This window comes from Lentzea jiangxiensis (assembly GCF_900104175.1).
Classification (GTDB): domain Bacteria; phylum Actinomycetota; class Actinomycetes; order Mycobacteriales; family Pseudonocardiaceae; genus Lentzea; species Lentzea jiangxiensis.
Genome location: NZ_FNIX01000009.1, coordinates 39189 through 64021, shown reverse-complemented (window position 1 = coordinate 64021; position 24833 = coordinate 39189). Strand labels below are relative to the sequence as shown.

Genomic DNA, 24833 nt, shown 5'->3' with positions numbered 1-24833 from the left:
GACGGTGGCACGACGAGGTGCCGGGCGCGCTGCGGTCTGGCTCCTCCGTGCAGTCGGGAAGGAGGCAGGGCCGATGGGTGCGACAAGGCGCTATCGACTCGCGGCCGGTGTGGGGGCCGCGGTGCTCGCGGCAGGAACCCTCACGGCGTGCGGGTCTGGCGACCAGGGCATCACCGTGAACGTCTACAAGTACCCGCAGGAGAACTTCCAGGCCATCGTGGACAGCTGCAACGCGAAGGCTGGCGGGCGTTACAACATCGTCTACAACAAGCTGCCGCGCGAGGCCGACGGCCAGCGCGAGCAGATGGTGCGCAGACTCGCGGCCGAGGACGACAGCATGGACGTCCTCGCGCTGGACGTCACGTGGACCGCGGAGCTCGCGAAGGCGGGCTGGATCAGGGAGTTCACCGGCTCCGTCAAGTCGCAGGTGGAGTCCGGCACGCTGAAGACGCCGCTCGACACGGCGACCTACGAGGGCAAGCTGTACGGGGCTCCGGACAACACCAACGTCCAGCTCCTGTGGTACCGCTCAGACCTGGTTCCCACGCCGCCCAAGACGTGGGACGAGATGATCTCCATGGCCGAGGCGCTGGTGGCGGAAGGGAAGCCCGGTCAGATCGTCGCGCAGGGCAAGCAGTACGAGGGGCTCGTCGTGCTGTACAACACGCTCGTCAACTCCAACGGCGGCACGATCCTCGACGAGAACGGCACCAAGGCCATCGTCGACGACAAGGCCGTGGAAGCGTTGTCGGCGTTGAAGAAGCTCGCCACGTCGAAGGCGATCGACCCGTCGTTCTCCAACGCGGCCGAGGACAACGCGCGCCTCGCCATGGAGGGCGGCAGCGCGGCGTTCCAGCTCAACTGGCCGTACGTCTACGCGGCGGCGCAGAAGAAGCCGGAGTTCGCGAAGAACTTCAAGTGGGCCCTGTACCCCGCCGTGAGCGGTGACCAGTCGAAGGTCACCGTCGGTGGGATCAACTACGCCGTCAGCAACTTCACCACGAAGCCGGACGAGTCGTTCGACGCGGTGTTGTGCTTGCGCAGCGCGGAGAACCAGAAGCTCGCCGCGCTCAAGGACGGTGTGCCGCCGACCATCGAGGCCGTCTACGACGAGCCCGAGATGGCCGAGGCGTACCCGATGCGCGACGACATCAAGGAGACGCTGAAGAACGCGAGTGTGCGGCCGCGCACGCCCGCCTACCAGAACGTCTCGACGGTCATCTCCACGATCCTGTCGCCGCCCGCGAGCATCGACCCGCAGGCCACGGCGGACAGGCTGCGCAAGGAGCTGCAGGACGCTCTGGACTCGAAGGGGGTGCTGCCGTGAGTCATGCGACGACGGAGAACACCGCGACCGCCGGTGCCTCGCCGGCGCCGGTCGCGCCCAGGAAGAAGGCGCTGAGCGAGGGCAAGAAGGCCGAGCGCAAGCTCGGCTGGCTGCTCTGCGCGCCCGCCGCGCTCACCATGGTCGCGGTGACGGGCTGGCCGATCCTCTACTCGCTGCTGCTGTCGATGCAGAGGTTCGACCTCAAGTTCCCGGACCGCACCGAGTGGATCTGGTTCGACAACTACGTCACCGTGCTCAGCAGCCCGTACTGGTGGAACGCGGTGTGGGTGACGGTGCTGCTCACGGTCGTGACCGTCGCGATCGAACTGGTGCTGGGCATGTCGCTCGCGCTGATCATGCACCGCGCGTTGGTCGGCCGCGGCATCGTCCGCACGACGACGCTGATCCCGTACGGCATCGTCACGGTCGTGGCCGCGTTCTCCTGGCGCTTCGCCTGGACGCCCGGCACCGGCTACCTCGCCGAGGCGCTCGGCGGCGAGCCCGTGCTGACCGAGAAGATCCCGGCGCTGATGGTCGTGGGTCTCGCGGAGATCTGGAAGACCACGCCGTTCATGGCCCTGCTGCTGATGGCGGGCCTGGCACTGGTGCCGGACGACCTGCTCAAGGCCGCCGCGATGGACGGCGCGAGCGGGTGGCAGCGGTTCATCAAGATCACCGTGCCGATCATGAAGCCGGCGATCCTCGTGGCACTGCTGTTCCGCACGCTCGACGCGTTCCGCATCTTCGACAACCTCTTCGTGCTTACCGCGGGTTCGCAGGGCACGTCGTCGGTGTCGATGCTGACCTACAACAACCTCATCAAGGGCTTGAACCTCGGCATCGGGTCGACCATGTCCGTGCTGATCTTCATCATGGTCGCGATCATCGCGTTCGTGTTCATCAAGCTCTTCGGCACCGCTGCCCCCGGCAGTGACGACGGGGGGAAGCGCTGATGGCTGGAATCGGAGGAGCGGAGACCACCGGCAAGAAGGTCGGCTGGGGTCTGCTCAACGCCGTCGTGGTGATCTACGCGCTGTTGCCGGTGCTGTGGATCGTGTCGTTGTCGTTCAAGTCCTCGGCGACGCTGGCGGACGGCAACTTCATCCCCCGCGAGTGGAGTCTCGAGAACTACCAGAACATCTTCTCGACGTCCGAGTTCACGCGGGCGTTGATCAACTCCATCGGCATCGCGCTCATCGCGACCACGATCGCCGTGGTGTTCGGCACGATGGCCGCCTACGCCATCGCGCGGCTCGACTTCCCCGGCAAGAACCTGCTGGTGGGCGTCTCGCTGCTGATCGCGATGTTCCCGCAGGTCTCGCTGGTGTCCCCGCTGTTCGAGATCGAGCGCTCGCTCGGCCTGTTCGACACGTGGCCCGGCCTGATCCTGCCGTACATCACGTTCGCGCTGCCGCTCGCGATCTACACGCTGTCGGCGTTCTTCCGCGAGATCCCCTGGGAGCTCGAGAAGGCGGCGAAGATGGACGGCGCGACGCCGGGGCAGGCGTTCCGGCGGGTCATCGCACCGCTCGCGGCACCGGGTGTGTTCACGACGGCGATCCTCGTGTTCATCTTCTGCTGGAACGACTTCCTGTTCGCGATCTCGCTCACCTCGACCGAGCAGTCGCGGACCGTGCCGGTGGCGCTGTCGTTCTTCACCGGCAGCTCGCAGTTCGAGGACCCGGCCGGGTCGATCGCGGCGGCCGCCGTGGTCATCACCATCCCGATCATCCTCTTCGTGTTGTTCTTCCAGCGCCGGATCGTCGCCGGCCTGACCTCCGGCGCCGTCAAGGGGTGAGTTGACCAATGGCAGAGATCGTTCTGGACAAGGTGACCAAGAGGTACCCCGACGGCGCGCTGGCCGTGCAGGAGGTCAACCTGGAGATCGCCGACGGCGAGTTCATCATCCTGGTCGGACCGTCCGGCTGCGGGAAGTCCACCACGCTCAACATGATCGCGGGCCTGGAGGACATCACCGACGGTGAGCTGCGCATCGGCGGGCAGCGGGTCAACGAGAAGGCGCCCAAGGACCGCGACATCGCGATGGTGTTCCAGTCCTACGCGCTGTACCCGCACATGACGGTGAAGGAGAACATGGCCTTCCCGTTGCGGCTGGCCAAGGTCGACAACGCCACCGTCGAGAAGAAGGTCAAGGAGGCGGCGGAGATCCTCGACCTCTCGCAGCACCTCGACCGCAAGCCGTCCAACCTGTCCGGTGGCCAGCGGCAGCGCGTGGCGATGGGCCGCGCGATCGTGCGCAGCCCCAAGGCGTTCCTGATGGACGAGCCGCTGTCCAACCTGGACGCCAAGCTCCGCGTGCAGATGCGCACCTCGGTGTCGCGCCTGCAGAAGCAGCTCGGCACCACCACGGTGTACGTGACGCACGACCAGACCGAGGCGATGACCCTCGGCGACCGCGTCGTCGTCATGCGCGGTGGTGTCGTGCAGCAGATCGGCGCGCCGCAGTTCCTCTACGACCAGCCGGCGAACCTGTTCGTCGCGGGCTTCATCGGCTCCCCGTCGATGAACTTCGTGCCGGCGACGCTGGAGAACGGCGCGCTGCGGTCGATCATCGGCGACGTGACGCTGACGGACCGGATCAGGCAGCTCGTCGAGGCCGCCGACGCGCCCCGCGAGGTGATCCTGGGCATCCGCCCGGAGCACTTCGAGGACGCGGCGCTGGTCGAGCCGGCGAAGCTGTCGGCGGGCGGCAAGTTCACGCACCAGGTGGACGTGCTGGAGTCGATGGGCTCGGACAAGTACGCCTACTTCAACCTCACGGGAGAGCAGGCGGCCTCGGCCGAGCTCCAGGAGCTCGCGGCGGACGCGGGGTCGGACGACGTGCCGGGTGACGGCATCTCGCTGGTGACGCGGCTGTCGTCGGCGTCCGGCGCGGTGGAAGGCGCCTCGGCGGACATCTGGTTCGACGCGGACAAGATCCAGCTCTTCGACCCGTCCAACGGCAGGAACCTGACTTACACGGAACGGTGAATCCTCGTTTCTGAAGGCCGCCTTCCCACGCGGGGAGGCGGCCTTTGTCGTGTCACTCGATCGGGTTAGGACAAAGGGCTCGGGTCCAAAAGGCCGATCAGTAGAGGTCATCTGCTCTGCCGAACTCGCCTCACCACTGGGCGCTCGGCAGCGACATCTCGTCGAAACATGTGCTTCGGGCCTTCGGAACGTCCGCACGCTTGTCGAAGGCGGCTACAAGGACCACAGGGGGCTTCCGGGAAACCGCCGTCCGAGTGAAAGAGAGCGTGCAATGGGGATCCTGGACGGAAAAGCGGTCGTCATCACGGGAGCGGGCCGGGGGCTGGGTGAGGCCTACGCCATGCACGCGGCCCTCGCGGGCGCGTCGGTGGTGGTCAACGACAACGACGGTGACCTGGCAGAACGGGTCGCGGAACACATCCGCGAGTTCGGCGGCCGCGCGGTCGCCTCCACCCACACGGTCGCCGATCCCAGCGAGGCCGCCAAGATCGTGGAGCTCTGCGTCGACGAATTCGGCCGCGTCGACGGTTTGGTGAACAACGCGGGCCTGAACTACGAGACCGCGCCCTGGGAAGACGATCCCGAGACGATCAGGAACGTGGTCGAGGTGAACGTCCTCGGCGTCATCTACACCGGAATTGCCGCGATGCGGGCGATGCGCGCTTCCGGCGGTGGTTCCATCATCAACATTTCCTCCGGTGCCTCGTTCGGCCAGCGCAAACTGGCCACCTATTCGGCGACCAAGGGCGCGGTGGCCTCGCTGAGCTACTCGTGGGCGCTCGACCTCGAGCCGGAAGGCATCCGCGTCAACGCCGTGTGCCCCGTCGCGCACACGCGGATGGTGTGGAAGTCGGAACGCTCCCTGCGCGCCATCCCGGCCGACCGCACGCCGGGCAAGGTGGCGCCGCTGGTGCTGTTCCTGCTCTCGGACCGCGCCGAGGGCATCACCGGGCAGGTCGTCCGGTGCAACGGCCGGCAGCTGCACATCGTCGGCCAGCCGTACTTCAAGCAGCCGATCCTGGAGAGCGACAACTGGGACACCGCTTCCGTGGAGCGGGCGTTCACGGGCGTGCTGCAGGCGCACCTCGAACCGTACGGGCTGGAGAAGAGGATGCCTCCCCGGCTGCGTGCGCTGGTGGAGCCTTCGCAGACCGCCTGAGCGCGCGGGGCAGGCGTCGCCCGGTGCCCCGGGCGGCGCATCCCGCATCATGTCGGTCAGTTGTGGACAGTCGCGTTCGGCGTTGCGTTCGGACAGTCCACCGCAGTGGACCGCAGCAGCGTCTCGGTGTCGAGGTCGTCCATCGGGGTTGCAGCGCGTGGATGCGGCGCTGACCCCGCCCCGGGTCGGGCATCATGCGGCCGTGGAGTTCTCCGGGAAGCCCGTTCCGGTCGACTGGGACGCCGTCGAGTCGTGGCTCGGCCGGCCGTTGCCGGGCGACTACAAGGCGATCGCGTCCGAGCACGGCCCGCTCGACATCGGTGAGTTCGTCTGGCTGCACGTGCCGTGCGTCGAGGCCGGTCGCTTCGACTGGGGCGAGTGGGTCAAGCAGACGCGGTCGGTCGCCGACGCGCCGCCGCACCTGGTGCCGTGGGGCGCCACCCGTGGCGGCGGCTACCTGTTCTGGGACAGCTCGGTGGACGCCGATCCCGCGCGGTGGCCGGTGGTGGGCTTCGGCCACGACACGGGCTGGCACGACTACGGCACGTCGTTGTCGGGCCTGCTGGAGGAGGCGGTGCGGACGGCGTTGCCGGGACTGGGGCCGCTGCCCGCTTCGGCTCGGCGCACCGCGTTCTTGCCGGACGCCCGGCCGTGGACGCCGCCGCCCCCCGTCGACTCGTCGCCGGGCCGCAAGCGCGCGCTGGCCGGGGGAACCGGGCTGGCCGCGCTGCGCGACCTCGTCGTGCCACCGGCGCGACCCGTCCTCGGTGAGCGCACGTGGGAGTGGTTGTACGGCGAGCTGGGCACTTCGCTGCCGGCGGACTACGTGGCGCTGGTGGAGACCTACGGGTCGGGCACCTTCGCCGACTGGCTGCGGGTGTGGGCGCCGCTCGACCCGCACGGGCTGCTGGACATGTCGCGGGGCGCGCTCGACGGCAACCGGCAGCTGCGGGCGGAGTTCCCCGAGTACCACCCGCTGCCGCTGTGGCCGGAGCCCGGCGGGTTCCTCCCGTTCGGCGACTCGATCGACGGCGACCAGCTCGGGTGGCTCACCCGGGGTGAGCCCGACGAGTGGCCGTTGATCTTCGCGCCTCGTCACGCGGACCAGGGACCGCCGCTGGACGGGCCGCTCGCCGACACCCTGCTGGAGTGGCTCAGGGGGCGGCTGGTCCTCCCGGGGTTCTGCCGGTTCGGCAGGTACGACGACCCGCTCGACTACGCGGCCTTCGCACCGCGGAGGTGACGGCGTGATCCGCCCCGGGTGACGTTTCAGCACGTCACACGGATGGCCGCCGATATTGTCGGTGCCGGCTGCCACCATCGTGGCATGGCCGAACGCAAACCCAGGGTCACCGACTGGCGACTCGTCGTGCAGTCCCGGTTGGACCGGGTCCGCGCGGATCTGGCCGCGCTCGGCCCGCCCGACCCGGTCGACCCGGAAGGCGACGTGTGGCGCCGCACGGCCGAGGAGCAGGCCGCCGTCGTCGAGGAGATGCTCGGCTCCCGCGAGCCGTGGTGGCGCATGGTGCCGTCGTGGTGGTCCGGGTGGTACATCGAACGGGCCTGGCGCGCGCTGCACGAGGCCGAGGTGGCGACGATCTCGGCAGAGCGCGGGTTCCTGGGGCGGCTGCCGGGGTTGCAGGCGCGGGTGGCGCAGTACCTGGACGACGACGATCCGCGGCGGCGCGCGCTGGAGGAGTTGCGGCCGGGGGAGTTCACGCCGGCGGTCGAGCGGGCGATCGTGGTGGACGCCCTGCGGGCCGCGTACGACAACTCGGACTTCGCGCACGCCGGGTCGAGGGCGTTGCGGAACAAGCTGATCGCGGCGTCCCTGGTGCTGTTCGTGATCAACACGGTGCTCGGGGTGGTGGGGATCGTGAAACCGGGGATCATCCCGCTCTGCGTTGATCCCAAGGAGAACGCGTTGCCCACCGTGTGCCCCGGGGGTGCGGCCAAGGCGTCAGGTGTGGACGTGTGGCTGGTGCAGGTGCTGGGGTCTTTCGGGGCTGTGCTGGCCGCGGTGGTGCTGCTGTTGCGGCGGCGGCCTTCGTTGTCGCCCTACGTGATGATCGGGTACCAGGCCCTGATCAAGATCATGCTGGGGGCGGCTCTGGCCGTGGTGGGAATCCTGGCGCTGGGGGCCGGGGTCACGTCCGGGCTGATCGGGATCCCCTCTGCCGCTGCTTTGCTGCTGTGGGCCGTGATCTTCGGCTACGCGCAGCAGATCGGGACGCGGTTGCTGGACAAGTACACCGATGAGGTGCTGGACCAGGCTCGGCCGTTGCCCGAGCTCGACGGGGGGAGGGTCGTGCCCCGGTGAGGGCGGTGGGCGCGGTCGGGTTGGCCGGTTCCCGTACCAGCGCAGGAGCGCCGATTGCGACTGGGGATGAGTGTGCTCAGCCGCGCGTAGTGCGGCCGTGCGACTGGCTCTCCTCCCGCACCGCGTTGATGACGTCCGCGTCCCAGCGGTGCGTGCGGATCAGGCGGTAGCGCTCCGCAGCCACCCACATGTACGCCTCGGTCTCCGTGCGGTCGCCCACCATGTCCGCCTGGCGCAGCATCGCCACCACCGGCTTGTACTCGTCGGCGTACCAGCGGCGGGCGATCTCGGTCCGGTCGAGGAGCTCACCCGTGTCCTGCATCAGGCGGAAGCCCCATGCCTCGACGTGCTCGCCCAGTTCGGCGTAGTCCCAGGGGTCGGAGAGGACGACGGCGGCACGGGCCTCGCCGGTCAGGGGGACCCGGTCCAGGAAGAGGCGGCGGTAGTCCTTCACGATCAGGTCGCCCCGGTAGCGGATGCCGGAGGAGTTCAGGCGGGTGATCACCTGCGTCACGTAGGCGTCGATCACCGTCAGTCCCAGGGCGTGTGCGACCGAGACGCGGTGGTGGCCGTCGACGATGAAGTGCAGTTCGCCGATGCGGTAGACCTCGATCGGCGGGACGTTCTCACCCCTGCGGGCGGCGAGGGCCAGGCGTTGCCAGCGTTCCCGGACGCGGCCCGAGGTGGGGCGGAAGCGGCGGTCGAAGTCGCGGGTGCGGTCGACGCTGCCGACGATCGAGTCCAGGCGGATCGACTGGAGGCCCAGGCGCTTCTCCGACGCCATGCCGAGGGCGTCGACCACCTCGTGGAACGGCAGCATGATGTTGACGTCGTCCGGTTCCCTGCGCAGCCAGGCCGCCAGGCGGGACATCACCTGGCGGCGGCGGGCCCGCTGGAAGTCGTTCTCGGCGTCGGCCGCGGGGAAACCTGTGTCACGCCTCATCGCGACCTCCCGGGACGTCCAGGACCTTCTGCGGAACGACGTTGACCACGCGGGTGGCGCCCAGTTCGCGGTCTGGGCGTGGCACGCCGTGCGGGTGGATGTGGCCGTGCAGCATGAACGACGGCTGGAGTCGCGAGACGAGCCCCCGGAAGCACTCGAAGCCGAGGTGCGGAGCGTCGGGTTCGTCACCGCAGCCGCGCGGGGGTGAGTGGGTCAGCAGCACGTCCACGCCACGTCCGTCCCGCAGCCTGCGCCACCCGGCCAGCCGGGTCACCCGGCGGGCGCGGCGGGCCTGCTGCCGTTCCGTCCACTGGTTCGGGCCCTTGTTGTAGCGGATCGAACCACCGAGACCGGCGATGCGCAGCCCGGCGACGTCGACCACGCGTTCGTCCGCGTTCACCGCACCGGCTGGACCTGGCCAGCGCACCGGCAGGCCGGCCTTGGTCCACAGGCCGCGCACGTTCGAGTAGCCGGACAGGTCGGCGTCGTGGTTGCCGGGGACGAACACGAGCGGTCTGTCCAGGGCGTTGGCCAGGTGTTCCAGGTAGTCGAACGGCAGGTCGCCCGCCGCGAGGACCAGGTCCACGCCGCCGTGCTGGCGCACCTGGTCGGTCCACAGGTGTTCGACCACCTCGTCCGCGACAGCCAGAACCCGAACCATTCGTCCAGCGTAATCAAGCTTTCCCCACATGACGGGCGGGGGAGCTGCCACTAGCGTGAACGGGGTGCTTGCCGAGCTGTTCGCCGCGGCCGCTCACGGATGCCGCGACCGCAGTCCGCTGACCCAGCGACTCCTCACCGACGCCGCGGATGACCTCCGGCAGGGCGGCGTCACGGCCCGCGTCATGGCGGGCTCCGAACGCGACCGGGAGGGCGCCGTGCCCGGGCTGCGGTTCGCGGGCGCCGTCCACCGGCTGGTGCTCGAAGGGCGTGCGCCCGGCCTCGCGAAGCACTACCCGTCCGTCGGCGGCCGGCCCCACCTGCCGACGCTGTGGCAGGACGCGCTGCCCGCCCTCACCGAGCACACCGACCTGCTCCGGTACCGGGTGCAGGCCACCGTCGTGCAGACCAACGAACCGGGCCGCAGCGCGCCTCTCTACGGCGGCCTGCTGGTCGCCGCGCAGGAGGCCGCGAAGGCCGCGGGCCGGCACGTGCCGTTCTGCGTGCGGCTGCTGGAGGTCGGCGCGAGCGGCGGGCTGAACCTGCGCCCGCACCACGTCGGCTACCGGCTCGAGGACCGGGTGCTCGGCGACCCGGACAGCCCGCTCGTCCTCGACCCGGAGTGGACCGGCAGGCCACCCGCCGACCTCGGCCACCGGCTGCGCGTCGTCGGCAGGGCGGGCTGCGACCTCCACCCGGTCGACGTGTCCACTGAGGACGGACGGCTGCACCTGAGCTCGTTCGTCTGGGCGGACCAGCCGCAGCGGTGGAACCGGCTGCGCGACGCGCTCGCCCTCGCCGCCGCCGACCCGGTCCGCGTCGAGCGCTCGGCGGGGCCGGAGTGGCTCGCGAAACAGCTCGCGCGCACCGAACGGGACGTGCTCACGGTCGTGTGGCATTCGGTGGTGTGGCAGTACGTCTCACCGGCCGACCGGGCGATGGGCAGGGCCGTGCTGGCTGACGCGGCCGCGAGGGCGACACCCACGACGCCGTTGGCGCTGCTGGTGTTCGAACCGCGCAGGACGGACGGGGACTACCGGTTCGAGCTGCTGCTCAAGCTGTGGCCGGCGGGGATCTCGCTGAACCTCGGCCGCGGCGAGGGCCACGGCACGCCGTTCACCTGGGACGTCACCCCTTGGGAGTGAGGACCGGGTTCACCACGTAGCGGCCGTCCTGCATCTCGACGGGCAGCCGGAACTCGGCGCGGGTGCCGGCGTGCGTGTACTCGACGACGACGGCGCCGTCGCGGTAGGTGCCGCGCTCCACCCGTGCCGTCCGGAAGTACTCGACCGTGGACTTCGCGACGTCCTCGCCGCCGACCGCGAGCAGCGGCTCCAGCCGGTGGAAGTCGTGCGCCCGCAAGGCGTTCGTCACCTGCGCGGCCAGCTCGTCCGGTGACTCCTCGCCGGGCTCGGGCCAGAAGGCGATGAACACGAAGACCATCAGCAGCCAGCCCACGGCGAACACCATGATCCAGAACCGCAGGTTGGTCAGCCGGCGGTGCACGTCAGGGCGTCCCGCTGATGAGGACGAACACGGTGGTGATCCAGCAGAGCAGGAAGGCGAGGACCCAGAAGCGGATGTTGGTGAGCAGTCTGGTCATGACGAACCTCTTCTACCAAGGCGAAAGCGGGCGAAACCGGGACTAGAGCCAGCGATTCCGGCGCAGTATTCGGTAGAGGGTGAGGCAGGCGACGAGGACGAGCGTCATGATCAGCGGGTACCCGAACTTCCACTTCAGCTCGGGCATGTAGTCGAAGTTCATGCCGTACACACCGACGACCATGGTGGGCACGGAGATGATCGCGACCCACGAGGTGATCTTGCGCATGTCGGTGTTCTGCTGCAGCGTGATCTTCGCGAGCGTCGCGTCGACCAGCGTGGTCAGCAGCTCGTCGAACGCCGTCACGCGCTCGGCGACCTCGGTGAGGTGGTCGTCGACGTCGCGGAAGAACGCCCGCACCTGCTCCGGGATGAGCGGCGTGTAGCCCTCCGCCAGGCGGCGCAACGGGTTCGCGAGCGGCATGACCGCGCGGCGCAGCTCCACGACCTCGCGCTTGAACATGTAGATCTGCTCCGCGCTCACCTCGGTGCGCGGCGCGAAGACCCGTTCCTCCATGCGGTCGATGTCGTCCTCGACGTGGTCGGTGACCTCGAGGTAGTTGTCGACCACCTGGTCGGCGATCGCGTGCATCACCGCGGACGGGCCGATCTCGAGGCGCTCCGGGTCGGCCTCCAGCACGTGGCGCAGCTTGGACAGCCCGGAGTGGTTGCCGTGCCGCACGGTGATGACGAAGTCCTTGCCCAGGAACACCATGATCTCGCCGGACTCGACGATCTCGTTGGCGGTGTCGGGCGAGGGGTTCGTCACGTAGCGGACGGTCTTGAAGACCATGAAGAGCGTGTTGTCGTACCGCTCGAGCTTCGGGCGCTGGTGCGCGTGCACCGCGTCCTCGACCGCGAGCTCGTGCAGCCCGAACGTCTCGGCGATGCCCTCGATCTGCTCGGCATCGGGCTCGTGCAGGCCGATCCACACGAAACCGTCCTTGCGCCTGCGCACCTCTTTGACCGCGTCCGTGTGCGTCCAGCGGCCGGGCAACCGCTTGCCGTCCACGTACACCGCGCAGTCGACGACGTAGTGCGACAGCGGGACGGGGACGTGCGGGACTTGACCCGAGGGGCCGCGCTGGGAACCTCGTCCGCGGATCGAGGGCAGGCTGGGCATGCTGAGTTCCTCCAGGTACACACGTCGGCATGAAGTGCGAAAGCACGACGGGCGTCCTGACCCGGTGGAACTGGAACGTTCTAGACGGAGCTAGAAAGCCACCTCGGTGAGGACGCGCTCGGTACTGGCAGGGTGGGGGTCCTTGCTCATTTAGGGGTCCTCACCTCCTCGGGGCGAAGGGCACGGGTGGTGGAAATCCTCACACACCGGTTGCCGAGGGTACTCCCTCCGTGTGAAGACTGTCTCCCCACCCGGGACAGATCTCGATCACACGTAGTTGGAGGCGCGGTGCAGTTCGGTCGGTACTACGAGGAGTTCGAGGTCGGCGCGGTCTACAAGCACTGGCCCGGCAAGACGGTGACGGAGTACGACGACCACCTGTTCTGCCTGCTCACGATGAATCACCACCCGCTCCACATGGACGTGAACTACGCGGAGAACACGACGGACTTCGGCAAGAACGTCGTCGTGGGCAACTACATCTACTCGTTGCTGCTGGGCATGTCCGTGCCCGACGTCTCCGGCAAGGCGATCGCCAACCTCGAGATCGAGTCGCTGCGGCACGTGAAGCCGACGTTCCACGGCGACACGATCTACGGTGAGACCGAGGTGCTCGACAAGACGCCGTCCAAGTCGAAGGACGACAGGGGCGTGGTCTACGTGGAGACTCGCGGTTACAAGCAGGACGGCACGGTCGTGTGCATCTTCAGGCGCAAGGTCATGGTGCCGAAGCAGTCCTACGGCGAGGCCCGCGGTGGCGAGCAGCCGGGACGCCCTGAACCCAAGGAGTGAAGTGACTTCTCTGGATCTGGCACAGCGTCGTCTGCGTGAGTTCGCGGAGGAGGCCGCGGCGATCTCGCCGCTCTACGAGCACCTCGCGTCGTGTGCCGCCGCCGATCCGGAGGTCGCCGGACTGCTGACCGCCGCCAGCGAGGACAACGCCACGGGCGAGCTCCTGCTGGCGGCGGCGCACCGGCTCGTGCAGGCGGAGCCGTTCCACCGGCTCTCGAACTACTACCCGTCGCTCGGCGGGACCTACGGCGCGGACGAGAGCACTTGGCCGTTGTTCCGGGACTTCCTCCTCGAACGCGGCGATCGCGTGAGAGCGCTCGTGAGCTCGCAGGTGATCCAGACCAACGAGGTGCGGCGCGCGGCGCTGCTCTACCCGGCCGTGGCCACCGCGGCGAAGCAGGCGGGCGGGCCGATCGGGCTCGTGGAGGTCGCGACGACGGCCGGCTTGCTGCTCGGGCTCGACCAGTACTCGTACCGCTACCAGACCGCCGAGGCCGGCCAGGTGGTCGCCGGGCCCGCCAAGGCCGCGCTGGGCCTGCACTGCGCGCTGGAGCTCGCGCCGGGCGCGGTGCTGCCGAAGCTGCCCAAGACGGTGAAGGTGGCCGCGAAGGCGGGCATCGGCGTCGCACCCGCCGACCTGACCGACGAGGACGCCTACGCGTGGCTCGAGGCGTGCGTGTGGGCGGACCAGCCGGAGCGGCTGCGCCTGTTCGGCGTGGCGTGCGGGGTGCTGCGCAAGAACCCGCCGCGGCTCGTCGCCGGTGACCCGGTCGCCGACCTGGCGAAGGCCGTGGAGCCGATCGACGCTCCGCTCGTCGTCCTCTCGAGCGGGTCCGGGCTCGACCTCGTGCCTGCTTTGTCGGCTTTGGGACGACCTGTCTGGTGGGCCGCCCACGAGGCCGGTGAGCTGCGGTTGCTCCATTTCGGTGATGGTGAGGTCTCGAGCACCACGCTGGCGACGACCGAGGCCCACGGGCAGCGTCTCGTTTGGCGGTGAACGTCCATCCCCGATCGCGTGAACCGTGATCAGGCCCTGGGCAGGCAGTTCCAGCCGGAGAGCGCTTCCACGAGGCCGTCGGCGGTCGGAAGTGTGGCCAAGGTCGCACTGTCGACCCAAGCGACATCCGACGCGTCGTCGCCCGCTCGGAGCACACCCGACGTGACCTGGCATTCGTAGTCGAAGATCGCGAAAACCCCGTTCGGGGCCGGTCGCTCCACGCAGCCGACCAAGCGACTGACAGTGACGACGAGGCCGGTCTCCTCGAGCACTTCCCTGGTCACGGCAGCCTCATCCGTCTCGCCGGCCTCCACGCGACCACCCGGTATCGACCACATGCCCTCACCAGGAGGATTGAGGCGTCGTACGAGCAGCAGGCGCCCATTCGAGTCATGTGCGATGGCTCCGACGCAACGGATGGCGCGGTTGCTGCTGGGCGTCACGATCACGAAGCGTAGTCACACCGGAATGGTGGTGCTGTCCGCTACCCCGGCTGCGGTACAAATCTCCCAAGGTGCCGAGTGGTGCTGTACAACGGTCACGAACGGCGCCAAACGGGTGCGACGCGGACGGGGTGGACACCGTGAACTTGAAGAAAATTCTCACTTTCGCTGGAATCGCCTTGCTGCTCTTCTTCCTCATCGCAGAGCCCCAGCAGGCGGCCCAACTGGTGCAGAACATCCTCAACTCGCTCCGGACTGCGGCTGAGGCCCTGATCACCTTCGTGCGACAATTGTTCTAGTCCCCGACGGCTGAACCGGGGCAGGGACAGGGCACTGGCTGGCACCAGGAAAGGGCTGGTAGCGCATGTTCGCACCACGTGATCCGGACGACTACCTCCTGCCGAGCGAGCGTCGGGTCATCCGTGTGCGCAGGCACTGGTCCTACCTGATCTGGGACGTCCTGGAGGCGGCGGCGCTGCTCGCCGGCTTCATGATGATCTCGTACCTGCTCCCGGCGGACGCCGCGGTGCTGCAGAACGTGCTCTGGTACGGGGCGCTCCTCGTGCTGCTGCGGGTCGCGTACTTCATCATCGAGTGGTGGGTGGAGCGCATCGTCGTCACCGACAAGCGCTTCATGCTGACGTCGGGCGTCTTCGAGACCAAGGTCGCGATGATGCCCGTCACCAAGGTCACCGACCTCACCTACGAGCGGACCGTGGGCGGGCGCATGCTCGGCTACGGCACGCTCATCGTGGAGTCCGCAGGTCAGATCCAGGCGCTGAACCGCCTGGAGTTCCTGCCGAACCCCGAAGAGGTCTACGACGCCATCTCGGAGCTGACCTTCGGCGACAAGAAGGCCCAGGCCGAGCGGTTCTCGATGATCAAGGCCCAGCGCGCCGCGCGCGGGAAGAAGATGGTCCCGTAACACCGGTCGTGCACCACGTCGTCCACACTGGACGACGTGGTCATCGATCTGCACACCCATTCGTCCGAGTCCGACGGCACCGACAGCCCTGCCGAACTGGTGAGGGCTGCGGCGCAAGCCGGGCTCGACGCGGTGGCGATCACCGACCACGACACGGCGGCCGGGTGGGCCGAGGCCGCGGCCGCGCTGCCTCCCGGCCTGCGGCTCGTCCGCGGCGCGGAGCTGTCGTGCTCCTCGGCTGACGGCTACGGCCGCACCATCACCGTTCATCTGCTGGCGTACCTCTACGACCCGACGCACGCCATGCTGATGAAGGAGCAGTCGCGGCTGCGCGAGGAACGGCGCTCCCGGCTGCAGAAGATGGCCGAGATGATGCAGGCCGACGGCTTCCCGATCGACCCGGTCGACCTCATGTCCCGGCTGCCCTTCGACGCGCCGGCCGGTCGCCCCCACCTCGCCCAGGCGCTGATCCGCGCCGGGGTCGTCTCGTCCGTCGACGAGGCCTTCGCGACGTTCCTGACCGGCGGCCAGTACTACGTGGGCCGCACGGACACTCCCGTCGAACGCGCCATCGAGATGATCACCGAGGCGGGCGGCGTCACCGTGCTCGCCCACCCGTTCGCCCACTCCCGCGGCCCCGTCGTGGCGCCCGCCGTCGTGCGGTCGCTGGCCGAGGCCGGTCTGGCGGGCGTCGAGGTCGACCACCCGGACCACGACCCCGAGACGCGCCGGTCGTTGCGGCTGCTGGCCGACGAGCTCGGGCTGGTCGTCACCGGGTCGAGTGACTACCACGGCACGAACAAGACGGTGCGGCTCGGCGCGGAGACGACGGCGCCGGAGATGCTGGACGCTCTGGCGGCGCGGGCGACAGGCAGCAAGATCCTCGTCGGATAGGCGGTGTCGGAGTGTTCAACCTGCGGCTGTTCGTCGAGGCCTCGATCACGCTGCTGGTGATCATGGACCCGCCCGGCACCGTTCCGGTGTTCCTCGGGCTGGTCGGCCGCAAGTCGCGCGACGCGCGGAAGAGGGCGGCGCGGCAGGGCGTGCTGGTGTCGTTCCTGGTGATCACGCTGTTCGCGGTCGCGGGCAACTCGATCCTCGCGTACATGCACATCGGCATCCCCGCCCTGCAGGGCGCGGGCGGGTTGCTGTTGCTGCTGATCGCCCTCGACCTGCTGACCGGCAAGGGCGCGACGAATCACCCCGAGGTCGAGGACGTCAACATCGCCCTGGTGCCGCTGGGCACGCCGTTGCTGGCCGGACCGGGCGCCATCGCCGCGACGATCGTGTTCGTGCGGCAGGCCGACGGCGCCTGGGGCTCCTACCTCGCGCTGGCCGCGGCGATCGTGGCCGTGCACCTCGTGCTGCTGGGGACGCTGCGGTCCGCCGGCCTGCTGATCAAGGTGTTCAAGGAGAGCGGCATCCTGCTGATGGCCAAGATCGCCGGTCTGCTGCTGGCCGCGATCGCCGTGCAGCTCGTCGCGTCGTCGGTGCAGGGCTTCATCACTTCGGGTGTCTAGCGCTCGATGCGGGCCTTGTCGCCGTCGATGACGATCGGGCGTTCGATCAGGCTCGGGTTGGCGACCATGTGCGCGATCCACTTCGCGCGGTCGTGCTCGAGGGTCGCGGGGTAGGCGGCTTCCCCGGTGCGCGCGATCTCCCAGGGCTGCTTGCCGAGCTTGGTGAGGACCTCGTCGAGCTCCGCGGCGGTGGGGGTGTCGTCGAGGTAGCGGCGTTCGGTGTACTCGACGCCCTCGTCGTCGAGGCGTTGCTTGGCGGCGCGGCTCTTGGAGCAGCGCGGGTTGTGCCAGATCTCCATGCGGTTCATCTTCTGTCAGGGGTGCTGAGTAGCTTGGTCGGGGTGGAACAACTCGGCTTCGACTTCGGCACCGCGGCACCGCGTCGGCTCGTGCGCGTCACGCCCGCGAAGCTCGCGACGTGGACGGACTGCCCCCGTCGCTTCCGGATGACGTACCTCGACCGCCCCACACCTCCACGAGGTGGCGCGTGGGCCCACAACACTCTCGGCGCCGTGGTGCACAACGCGTTGAAGGCGCTCTTCGACCTGCCGGTGGAGCGCCGCACGCCGGACCAGGCCGTGGCGCTGGTGAACCGCCAGTGGAAGTCCGAGGGTTTCCGCGACGTCGACCAGGCGGCCGTGTACCGCGACCGCGCCTGCGGCTGGGTCCACGAGTACGTCTCGAACCTGGACGTCGACTTCGAGCCGCTCGGCGTCGAGCGCTGGGTGTCCTCGCCGACCGAGCGCATCGTGGCCGAGGGCCGGGTCGACCGCATCGACCAGCGCGACGGCGAACTGGTGATCGTCGACTACAAGACGGGCCGCCACGTCCTGACCGCGGACGACGCCCGCGGCTCGCAGGCGCTCGCCCTGTACGCGCTCGCCGCCCGCCGCACGCTGCGCAAGCCGTGCCGCCGCGTCGAGCTGCACCACCTGCCGTCGGGGTCGGTGGCGGTGTGGGAGCACACGGAGGAGTCGCTGGCTCGGCACGTCCGGCGGGCGGAGGAGGCCGCGGACGAGATCGACCTGGCCACGGAGACGTTGAAGGCCGGTGGAGACCAGGAGGTGCTGTTCCCGCCGGTGACGGGGCGGCAGTGCCAGTGGTGCGACTTCCGGCGGAGTTGTCCGGAGGGGCAGGCGGCGGCGCCTTCGCTGGACCCCTGGGCGCTGCTGGCGCCATAGCCGGGTCGGGGACGGCTGCGCAGGCGAATCGGCTCGAAGGACGCACCCGAGGAGTCGGTGCCGGGGCCTCGACTCCGGAAGGAGGACCGGCGTGCTGCGTTTGCCGTAGTGGCCGGAGACGCCGGTCGGGTCCTGACCTGCCGCTGACCGCCGGACCCGTAGGGTGGCGGGAGTGGAAGTGGAAGCAGCGAAGCGGCCGTCGCGGACCTACGGAATCCTGCGCGCTGTGAGCGGTGTGCTCGCGGTGGGCATGGTGCTGCTCGCCCTCGGGAACATCGGCGTCCAGTTCTACGCGAACTCGCGCGACCTGCCGGGTCCCGGCACGTTGTCGGTGGTCGCGCACGTGGTGGCGGCGTTGTTCGTCGTCGCCGGGCAGGTCGTGGCCGACCGGTACGCGGACTGGAGGGCGCCGCTGGCGTCGTTCGGCGTGCTCGTGGTGAGCGGTGCGACGCTGTGGACGTTCTGGTGGGCCTAGAGGGGCTGCGGTAGGCCCGGGAGCCTGGGCACGGCGACGGCACCTCGGGACCATGCGGTCGGCGGACCGGCGGCGGCCACCGCGTTGGCGAGACCGGCCGCGGTGAACGACGAAGCGGCCGTCGGCGGCCTCACGTCGTGCTGACGGCCTGACTACGACGTGAGCCAGGCCCGCCACGTCGGGAGCAGCGTGTCCACGAGTGCCTGCGGCGCCTCGGTGTTCGGCGAGTGCATCACGCCGGGCAGCACGGCGAAGTCCGCGTCCAGCCGCTCGGCCATGTCGCGCTGGACGGCCGGGCTCCACGCGTCGTCCGCGTCGCCGCACACCACCAGGCACGGCGTGCCCGACGAGCGGAGCGTGCGGGCGAGCTTGGCGACCTGGTCCGGTTCCTCGCGCAGGCCGTTGCTCATCCCGAGCAGCGCCGCGGCGGACGACCGGAGGAACCTGGTGCGGTAGAAGTCCTTCAGCTCCTGCGGCAGCGCGGCGTAGGCCGGGTTCCGCCGGGAGCGCAGCTCGTTCAGCTTCTGGGTGCCCTCGACGCCCTGCTCGGCCAGCACGTGCTCGCCGACCTCCAGCACCGTGCGGCGCTCACCCGCGGGCAGCTCGGACGGGCCGGACGACATCAGCGTGAGACCCGCGGCCGGGGCACCCGCCAACACCGCCGCCCGCGCCACCAGACCGCCGTAGGAGTGGCCCAGCAGCAGCACCTTCCGGCCGTCCGCGGTGATCTTCCCGACCAGTTCGGCGACCACCGAGCCCAGCGGGCCCGGCCGGTAGAGCGCCTCGTCGTCGGGGCCCTGCGAGTCCTGCTGGCCCGGCAGGTCGATCGCGACCACCTCGAACCCCGCGTCCGAGATCAGGTCGATCATCGGCGCGAAGTCCTCTTTGGAGCCCGTGTAGCCGGGCACGAGCAGTGCCGTCGTGCGCATCGCGTCGTCGCCCACCGCGGGCGCGCGCAACGCCCCGATCGTGCCGTAACGGCCGGGGAGGTCGGCGCGCTGTGCCCGGTGGGGGCTGATCTGCGAGTGCACGAGCTGAACTATCGCAGCGCGACCAGGGTTTCGCCACGCTGCTCGAGCACGACGGGACCCGCTGTGGCCAGCTGCACAGGGCCGCTGTCGCCCTCGCGGTTCACCTTGATCGTGCCCACGACCTCGCCGGTGGCCTGCTCGTGGACTCGCAGGCCGTTCTCGACGGGCACCAGCAGGCGGCCCGCGAGCGTCGTGCCGGCGCCCAGCGTGCCCTGCGCGGTCCACAGTGGAGTGAGCGTCTCCCGCGAGAGCGCGATCGTGCGGGAACCGGTGAACCAGAAGACGTTCGTCTGGGTGGAGAACACCTGCGTCACGTGGTTCGCCGGATCCGCGAAGTCGGCCTCGGGCACGTCGAGCGGCACCTCGGTGACCTGGTTGCCGGTCTCGGAGTCGAAGACGAGCAGCCGGCCCGGCTTCGGCACCGCCACGGCGAACAGCTTCTCCGTCACGGCCACGAGCTGCACGTTCGCACCGCCGGTGAGCACGCTGGCGAACACCTTGGGCTCGTCGGACTTGTCCGGGTTCGGCTTGAGCACGGTGACGCGGTCCGAGGCGTCCTCCGGGCAGCGCTCGACGATCGCGAACTTGCCCGTCGTGACGACCACCGAGCCGTAGGCGCAGCCGGCGCGCGGCTGCTTGTTCGGGTTCACGATCGCGCGCAGGCCGCCGAACTCGAGCGACCGCACCAGGTCGTCGCGCCGGTAGACCTCGAGGAACTTCGAGCCGGTGGTGATGAGGTGCGAGCCCTCGTTGAGCAGTGCCGTGCCCGGTTCCGCGTCGCCGTTGCGCTGCGCCTTCCGCTCACCGGTGACACCGTCGAGCGAGGTGAGCTCGGAGCAGTTCGTGCCTTTGGAGTACAGGGCCATCGCCCGGCCCCACGCCGTGCTCACCACGCACAGCGGCAGGTCGCGCCGGTACGTCCACCGCACGTCACCGGTCAGCGGGTCGCGGCCGTTGACCTCGCCGCCGTCGCCGGTGACGACCGTGGACGGCTTCTCCTCGCCGGTCTCCTTCGACGCGGTCTGCACGACCGCGGGCGACTGCGAGGCACCGCTGCGCGCCCGCCAGACCTCGGCGAGCGACGGCGGCAACGACGTCACCTCGGGCAGCGGCTCCCACGACGACGGCCCGGTGACCGACGTCGTGGCGCGAGCATCGCTGAACGCCCAGGTCAGCACGGACGCGGCGAGCGCGGCGACCGCGATCAGCGCGACCGCGAGGAAGTCGCGGCGGGTGCGCCACGACCGCGCGGGCGGGCGTTCCTCGACGGGCCCGGGACCGGAGTCGGGCTCGTGCGCGGGCTCGTCGAGGACGTCCTCGATGTCGGTGACGTCGGAACCGGGGGACGACATGGTGATCAGTCTGCCGAAGGAGCGGCCTGTTCGGCAGAGGAACGGCTGCGACGGCGCCTGCGCGGCTTGTCGGAGGCCGGCTTGGCGGCGGACTCCGGTGCGCCGGACTCCGCCTGCGCGCCGTCCTGCGGCACGCCGCCGCGGCTGCGCGTGCGGGACCGGGAGGAGCGCTTCGGCCTGGTCTCCTCGTTCGCCTCCGCGGGCTGCTCGGCACCTCCGCGGGTGGAGCCGGTGCGACGGCGGCGCTTGCGCGTGCCGGAGTCGAGGTTCTCCTCCTCTTCGGCGTCGAGGCCCGCGCGGGTGCGGTGGCTCAGCGGCAGCCGGCCGGTCGAACCGGACGGGATGCCCAGGTCGGCGAAGAGGTGCTCGGACGTGGAGTACGTCTCCACCGGCAGCGGCGCGCCGAGGCCGAGCAGGTCGTCGACCACCTTCCAGCGGTTCGTCTCGTCCCAGTCGACGAACGTGACCGCGATGCCCATGCGCCCGGCACGGCCCGTGCGGCCGATGCGGTGGACGTAGGTCTTCTCGTCCTCGGGGCACTGGTAGTTGATGACGTGCGTCACGTCGTCGATGTCGATGCCGCGCGCCGCCACGTCCGTGGCGACCAGCACGTCGACCTTGCCGGCGCGGAACGCCCGCAGCGCCTTCTCCCGCGCGCCCTGACCCAGGTCGCCGTGCACGGCGGCCGCGGCGAACCCGCGTTCGGTCAGGTCGTCGGCGACCTTCTGCGCCGTCCGCTTGGTGCGCGCGAAGACCATCGTCAGGCCGCGGTCGCGCGCCTGCAGCACGCGGGCCAGCATCTCCGGCTTGTCCATCGAGTGCGCGCGGTAGACGAACTGCGAGATGTTCTCGTGCGTCTGCGGAGCGTTGTTCTCCTCCGCGCGGATGTGCGTCGGCTGGTTCAGGAACGTGCGGGCCAGCGTGATGATCGGGCCGGGCATCGTCGCGCTGAACAGCATCGTCTGGCGCTGGTCGGGGACCATGGTCAGGATGCGCTCGATGTCGGGCAGGAAGCCCAGGTCGAGCATCTCGTCGGCCTCGTCCAGCACGAGCATGCGGACCTTGCCGAGGACCAGGTGGCGCTGTTCGGCCAGGTCGAGCAGGCGGCCGGGCGTGCCGATCACGACGTCGACGCCCTTGCGCAGCTGCGCGATCTGCCGCTCGTACGGGATGCCGCCGTAGATCGCGGCGACCTGCAGGTCCAGGTGCTTCCCCGCGTCGGTGAGGTCGTGCGCGACCTGGAGGCACAGCTCACGGGTCGGGACGACCACCAGGGCCTGCGGGGTGCCGTCGCCGGGCGACTCGACGCGGTGCAGCAGCGGCACGCCGAACCCGAGGGTCTTGCCGGTGCCGGTGCGCGCCTGGCCGATGACGTCGTCACCGGCGAGCGCGATGGGGAGCGTCAGCTCCTGGATGGCGAAGGTGCGTTCGATGCCCGCTTCGCTGAGCGCCTTGACGATCTCGCCGCGCACTCCGAGCTCGGCGAACGTGGGGGAGGTGTGCTCGACCGGGGCGTCTGCCAGCAGCGGGTGCGAGGTGTCTTCTTCGGGGACTCCGGCCTCGCTGTGCTCCAGGAGAACCGGGTCCAGATGTGCTTCTACTTCAGCGGTCAGGGTGATCAGCCTCTCTCGTACCAAGCGCGTACGAGCCCTGCCGGGCCTCTCGACCGCGCTAGATGAGCAGCTGCGGGAAAGGTGTACGCGCACCATTTCTGCGCCGCGCAGCGTGGTCGTCACACTCGTCACGCCGGGCGTCCGCCCCCATTCTACCTGGCCAGACCCGATTGACCACCTCGTGCGGCGAATCCGATCCCCTTCGGCCACCCACGGCGCTGGGGAGGACGCCTCGTGACACCGCCCCTCACGCCTCCATATGCCCGATGTAGGGGGCTCGGCGGCGGCGCCATGATTCGTCCGTCCGAACGCGTCGATCGGCCGTTGGGTCCCGGACTCGCCGCACTAGAGTTCGGTCCCATGGGTGTTGCGGAGGGTGTTGTCGATCTTCTGGGAGCGCTTGCCTACGGCGAGCTCTCGGCTTTCGACCGGATGGCGGAGGACTCGCGCACGGCGCCGACCTTGGTGGGACGCGCGGCGCTCGCCCAGGTGGCCGCCGCGGAGATCGGGCACTTCACGCTGCTGCAGAAGCACCTGGCCGCCGACGGCATCGCCGTCGAGGACGCGATGGCGCCGTTCGTGAAGGGCTTCGACGCGTTCCACGAGTCGACGAGCCCCAAGTCGTGGCTCGAGTCGCTCGTGAAGGCGTACGTGGGTGACGGTCTCGCGGCCGACTTCTACCGCGAGATCGCCGAGTGGCTGGACGAGCCGACCAAGGAGCTGGTGCTCCACGTGCTCGCCGACACGGGGCACTCGGCGTTCGCTGAGCGCGAAGTCCTGGCCGCCGTCGAGACCGATCCGCGGGTCCGCGACCGGCTCGCGCTGTGGGGCAGGCGCCTGCTCGGCGAGGCGTTGACGCAGGCCCAGTACGTGGTGGCGGAGCGCGACGGGCTCGCGGAGCTGATCATCAGGGGCTCCGGGGACCTCGCCGGGATCGGCCAGCTGTTCCGCCGTCTCCAGCAGTCGCACGCGCGGCGCATGACGCAGCTCGGCTTGGGCTAGGTAGGCTCGGTCTTAGATTTTTCTCTTGAGCACGGAGGTCAGCGTGGAGGTCAGGATCGGCGTCGCGGACAGCGGGCGGGAACTCGTCGTGACCAGTGAGCTCAGCCCGACCGAGGTCGAGGGCCTGGTGGCCGACGCGGTGTCCGGCAAGTCCGCCGTGCTGTCGCTGGTGGACGCCAAGGGTGCGCGGTTCGTCGTGCCCGCTGGCCGCGTCGCGTACGTGGAGATCGGGCCGCAGGACTCGCGCAAGGTCGGGTTCGGCGCCTAGGTTCGCAGAACGGAGGAGCCCCGGTCGGCAGCTGCTGACCGGGGCTTTCCGCGTCGGGGGGACGGCTCAGCGACCGGCCGGCTGCTCGATCTTGTACGGCGGTGTGGAGATGCCGCCGACCCGGTAGCGGCCCCACGGGTCCTGGTCGGTGAGCGTGCCCTCGGCCTGCCCGGTGGGCGTGCGCAGCAGCGCGGTCCGCGCGCCGCCTTCGACCCGGCTCGTGACGTCGTCGTCGGCCTTCACGCGGCCGTACCAGTGGTAGCGGCCGTCGATCGGCTGGAAGTGGCCGCGCAGCTCGACCTCGACCGCGACCTCGTCGGAGCCGAAGACGAGGGTGGCCTCGCCGGTGTAGCCCTCTTCGTCGTGCTCGCTCATCAGTCCACCAATCGCAGAGGGGTGAGGGGCTTGGCCGGGTCCGCCTGCACGCCCGCCGAGCGCAGCAGCCCGTCGATCGCGTGCCAGATGATCGTGGCGAGGTAGTCGCTGAGGTTCTCGCGGGACATCGTCTGGCGGTCGAGCCACCAGTCGCCCGCGTTCTGCACCATGCCGACGAGCGCGTGCGCCCACGGCTCGGCGCCGCCGGAGTCCATGTCGAAGGCGCGCAGGTAGTCGCCGAGGATGCGGGCGAGGGTGGTCGCGATGAGGTTCTTGTCCTCCGCCACGACGTCCTTCTCGACCGGGCGGTCGACGAAGGAGCCCTTCACGACGAACCGGTAGAGGTTCGGGTTCTCCTCGATCACCGACAGGTAGGCGTCGACGATGCCCTCGATGCGGGCGCGGATCGGGCCGTCGGCGACGAGGGCGGGACCCATCCGGTCCATCAGCAGCTCGGTGGCCTTCTGGCCCACCGCCAGGTACAGGTCGGACTTGTCGGTGAAGTGCCGGTAGAGCACGGGCTTGCTGACGCCCGCCTCCGCGGCCACGTCCTCCATGCCGACGTCGGGGCCCTTCCTGGCCACGGCGGCGATCGTGGCCTCCACGAACTCCGCCCTGCGCTGCTCGCGGTGACCCTTCCACCGCTCCCGTCGCGCGTCGGGCCCCTTGACAGTGCGTGCCATGTAACGCACGCTACCAGAAGTAACCGTTACCTCAAGTAACACTTACCGGGG

General features: G+C 69.7%; 29 protein-coding genes. 18 read left to right on the top strand and 11 right to left on the bottom strand.

Annotation, left to right across the window (positions count from 1 at the left end; translation table 11 throughout):
- The first annotated feature begins 73 nt into the window (after positions 1 to 73).
- The 7 genes from BLQ91_RS23060 to BLQ91_RS23030 all read left to right on the top strand — a co-directional run bounded on the left by BLQ91_RS23060 (position 74) and on the right by BLQ91_RS23030 (position 7797).
- Entirely contained in the window at positions 74 to 1327 is a 1254-nt protein-coding gene (locus tag BLQ91_RS23060; RefSeq protein WP_090099691.1) for an ABC transporter substrate-binding protein, read from the top strand.
- Positions 1324 to 2280, top strand: a complete 957-nt coding sequence (locus BLQ91_RS23055; protein ID WP_090099689.1) for a carbohydrate ABC transporter permease — start codon at positions 1324 to 1326, stop codon at positions 2278 to 2280. Before BLQ91_RS23060 ends, BLQ91_RS23055 begins: the two co-directional genes overlap by 4 nt.
- Positions 2280 to 3125, top strand: a complete 846-nt coding sequence (locus tag BLQ91_RS23050) for a carbohydrate ABC transporter permease (RefSeq protein WP_090099687.1) — start codon at positions 2280 to 2282, stop codon at positions 3123 to 3125. The genes BLQ91_RS23055 and BLQ91_RS23050 overlap by 1 nt, the downstream gene beginning before the upstream one ends.
- An 8-nt stretch (positions 3126 to 3133) precedes the next feature.
- Positions 3134 to 4318, top strand: a complete 1185-nt coding sequence (locus BLQ91_RS23045; RefSeq protein WP_090099685.1) for an ABC transporter ATP-binding protein — start codon at positions 3134 to 3136, stop codon at positions 4316 to 4318.
- Between the two features lie 271 nt (positions 4319 to 4589).
- Complete coding sequence (locus BLQ91_RS23040) at positions 4590 to 5477, top strand: SDR family NAD(P)-dependent oxidoreductase (protein ID WP_090099683.1); 888 nt, start codon at positions 4590 to 4592, stop codon at positions 5475 to 5477.
- A gap of 202 nt (positions 5478 to 5679) precedes the next feature.
- The gene (locus BLQ91_RS23035) at positions 5680 to 6720 is read left to right on the top strand and encodes an SMI1/KNR4 family protein (RefSeq protein WP_218130381.1); all 1041 of its coding nucleotides are present in this window, start codon (positions 5680 to 5682) and stop codon (positions 6718 to 6720) included.
- Positions 6721 to 6804: 84 nt separating this feature from the next.
- Positions 6805 to 7797, top strand: coding sequence for a hypothetical protein (locus tag BLQ91_RS23030; protein WP_090099681.1), 993 nt, complete (start codon positions 6805 to 6807; stop codon positions 7795 to 7797).
- A 76-nt stretch (positions 7798 to 7873) separates the two neighbouring features.
- On the opposite strand, the gene BLQ91_RS23025 is transcribed toward BLQ91_RS23030, so the two are convergent.
- On the bottom strand, positions 7874 to 8740 hold the full coding sequence (locus tag BLQ91_RS23025) for a ParB N-terminal domain-containing protein (RefSeq protein ID WP_090099679.1): 867 nt from the start codon (positions 8738 to 8740) through the stop codon (positions 7874 to 7876).
- Complete coding sequence (locus tag BLQ91_RS23020; protein ID WP_090099677.1) at positions 8730 to 9401, bottom strand: metallophosphoesterase family protein; 672 nt, start codon at positions 9399 to 9401, stop codon at positions 8730 to 8732. Before BLQ91_RS23020 ends, BLQ91_RS23025 begins: the two co-directional genes overlap by 11 nt.
- A 55-nt stretch (positions 9402 to 9456) precedes the next feature.
- Here BLQ91_RS23020 and BLQ91_RS23015 point away from each other — a divergent pair, with 55 nt between their 5' ends.
- A complete protein-coding gene (locus BLQ91_RS23015) occupies positions 9457 to 10545 on the top strand; it encodes a DUF2332 domain-containing protein (protein WP_245733755.1) in 1089 nt (362 codons plus the stop codon).
- On the opposite strand, the gene BLQ91_RS23010 is transcribed toward BLQ91_RS23015, so the two are convergent.
- Together BLQ91_RS23010 and corA are read right to left on the bottom strand one after the other, a co-directional pair.
- Positions 10529 to 10906 (bottom strand): hypothetical protein, encoded by a 378-nt coding sequence (locus tag BLQ91_RS23010; protein WP_090099675.1) that lies wholly within the window; start codon positions 10904 to 10906, stop codon positions 10529 to 10531. The genes BLQ91_RS23015 and BLQ91_RS23010 overlap by 17 nt on opposite strands.
- A gap of 139 nt (positions 10907 to 11045) precedes the next feature.
- On the bottom strand, positions 11046 to 12125 hold the full coding sequence (gene corA / locus BLQ91_RS23005) for a magnesium/cobalt transporter CorA (protein ID WP_090100005.1): 1080 nt from the start codon (positions 12123 to 12125) through the stop codon (positions 11046 to 11048).
- Between the two features lie 288 nt (positions 12126 to 12413).
- Between corA and BLQ91_RS23000 the strand changes: the two genes are divergently transcribed.
- Both BLQ91_RS23000 and BLQ91_RS22995 read left to right on the top strand, forming a co-directional pair.
- Complete coding sequence (locus BLQ91_RS23000) at positions 12414 to 12917, top strand: MaoC family dehydratase (RefSeq protein WP_090099673.1); 504 nt, start codon at positions 12414 to 12416, stop codon at positions 12915 to 12917.
- 1 nt (position 12918) lies between these two features.
- The gene (locus tag BLQ91_RS22995; RefSeq protein WP_090099671.1) at positions 12919 to 13914 is read left to right on the top strand and encodes a DUF2332 domain-containing protein; all 996 of its coding nucleotides are present in this window, start codon (positions 12919 to 12921) and stop codon (positions 13912 to 13914) included.
- 29 nt (positions 13915 to 13943) lie between these two features.
- On the opposite strand, the gene BLQ91_RS22990 is transcribed toward BLQ91_RS22995, so the two are convergent.
- The gene (locus tag BLQ91_RS22990) at positions 13944 to 14357 is read right to left on the bottom strand and encodes an NUDIX hydrolase (protein ID WP_090100003.1); all 414 of its coding nucleotides are present in this window, start codon (positions 14355 to 14357) and stop codon (positions 13944 to 13946) included.
- 140 nt (positions 14358 to 14497) lie between these two features.
- Here BLQ91_RS22990 and BLQ91_RS41560 point away from each other — a divergent pair, with 140 nt between their 5' ends.
- The 4 genes from BLQ91_RS41560 (at position 14498) to BLQ91_RS22975 (ending at position 16802) form a co-directional block, all read left to right on the top strand.
- Positions 14498 to 14656: a hypothetical protein gene (locus tag BLQ91_RS41560; RefSeq protein ID WP_170067890.1), complete on the top strand. Its 159-nt coding sequence runs from the start codon at positions 14498 to 14500 to the stop codon at positions 14654 to 14656.
- 65 nt (positions 14657 to 14721) lie between these two features.
- Complete coding sequence (locus BLQ91_RS22985; protein WP_090099669.1) at positions 14722 to 15282, top strand: PH domain-containing protein; 561 nt, start codon at positions 14722 to 14724, stop codon at positions 15280 to 15282.
- A 36-nt stretch (positions 15283 to 15318) separates the two neighbouring features.
- Complete coding sequence (locus BLQ91_RS22980) at positions 15319 to 16176, top strand: PHP domain-containing protein (protein ID WP_425412519.1); 858 nt, start codon at positions 15319 to 15321, stop codon at positions 16174 to 16176.
- Between the two features lie 11 nt (positions 16177 to 16187).
- On the top strand, positions 16188 to 16802 hold the full coding sequence (locus tag BLQ91_RS22975; RefSeq protein ID WP_281199641.1) for a MarC family protein: 615 nt from the start codon (positions 16188 to 16190) through the stop codon (positions 16800 to 16802).
- On the opposite strand, the gene BLQ91_RS22970 is transcribed toward BLQ91_RS22975, so the two are convergent.
- Positions 16799 to 17101 (bottom strand): ArsC/Spx/MgsR family protein, encoded by a 303-nt coding sequence (locus BLQ91_RS22970; RefSeq protein ID WP_090100002.1) that lies wholly within the window; start codon positions 17099 to 17101, stop codon positions 16799 to 16801. The genes BLQ91_RS22975 and BLQ91_RS22970 overlap by 4 nt on opposite strands.
- A 42-nt stretch (positions 17102 to 17143) precedes the next feature.
- Between BLQ91_RS22970 and BLQ91_RS22965 the strand changes: the two genes are divergently transcribed.
- Both BLQ91_RS22965 and BLQ91_RS22960 read left to right on the top strand, forming a co-directional pair.
- Positions 17144 to 17983, top strand: a complete 840-nt coding sequence (locus BLQ91_RS22965; RefSeq protein ID WP_090099663.1) for a RecB family exonuclease — start codon at positions 17144 to 17146, stop codon at positions 17981 to 17983.
- Positions 17984 to 18155: 172 nt separating this feature from the next.
- A complete protein-coding gene (locus tag BLQ91_RS22960) occupies positions 18156 to 18458 on the top strand; it encodes a hypothetical protein (protein ID WP_090099661.1) in 303 nt (100 codons plus the stop codon).
- Positions 18459 to 18610: 152 nt separating this feature from the next.
- On the opposite strand, the gene BLQ91_RS22955 is transcribed toward BLQ91_RS22960, so the two are convergent.
- Genes BLQ91_RS22955 through BLQ91_RS22945 form a run of 3 tightly spaced genes read right to left on the bottom strand, consistent with a single transcriptional unit; the run spans position 18611 to position 22478 of the window.
- Positions 18611 to 19489 (bottom strand): alpha/beta fold hydrolase, encoded by an 879-nt coding sequence (locus BLQ91_RS22955; RefSeq protein ID WP_090099659.1) that lies wholly within the window; start codon positions 19487 to 19489, stop codon positions 18611 to 18613.
- An 8-nt stretch (positions 19490 to 19497) separates the two neighbouring features.
- A complete protein-coding gene (locus tag BLQ91_RS22950; RefSeq protein ID WP_090099657.1) occupies positions 19498 to 20841 on the bottom strand; it encodes an Rv3212 family protein in 1344 nt (447 codons plus the stop codon).
- Between the two features lie 5 nt (positions 20842 to 20846).
- On the bottom strand, positions 20847 to 22478 hold the full coding sequence (locus tag BLQ91_RS22945) for a DEAD/DEAH box helicase (RefSeq protein ID WP_245733754.1): 1632 nt from the start codon (positions 22476 to 22478) through the stop codon (positions 20847 to 20849).
- Positions 22479 to 22814: 336 nt separating this feature from the next.
- On the opposite strand from BLQ91_RS22945, the gene BLQ91_RS22940 reads away from it, so the two are divergent.
- A complete protein-coding gene (locus tag BLQ91_RS22940) occupies positions 22815 to 23456 on the top strand; it encodes a ferritin-like fold-containing protein (protein ID WP_090099652.1) in 642 nt (213 codons plus the stop codon).
- Positions 23457 to 23499: 43 nt separating this feature from the next.
- Positions 23500 to 23724 (top strand): DUF3107 domain-containing protein, encoded by a 225-nt coding sequence (locus BLQ91_RS22935; protein ID WP_090099650.1) that lies wholly within the window; start codon positions 23500 to 23502, stop codon positions 23722 to 23724.
- Between the two features lie 66 nt (positions 23725 to 23790).
- Here BLQ91_RS22935 and BLQ91_RS22930 read toward each other — a convergent pair whose 3' ends face one another.
- Both BLQ91_RS22930 and BLQ91_RS22925 read right to left on the bottom strand, forming a co-directional pair.
- Entirely contained in the window at positions 23791 to 24099 is a 309-nt protein-coding gene (locus BLQ91_RS22930) for a DUF4873 domain-containing protein (protein ID WP_090099648.1), read from the bottom strand.
- Positions 24099 to 24782: a TetR/AcrR family transcriptional regulator gene (locus BLQ91_RS22925; protein ID WP_090099646.1), complete on the bottom strand. Its 684-nt coding sequence runs from the start codon at positions 24780 to 24782 to the stop codon at positions 24099 to 24101. Before BLQ91_RS22925 ends, BLQ91_RS22930 begins: the two co-directional genes overlap by 1 nt.
- Positions 24783 to 24833 lie beyond the last annotated feature (51 nt).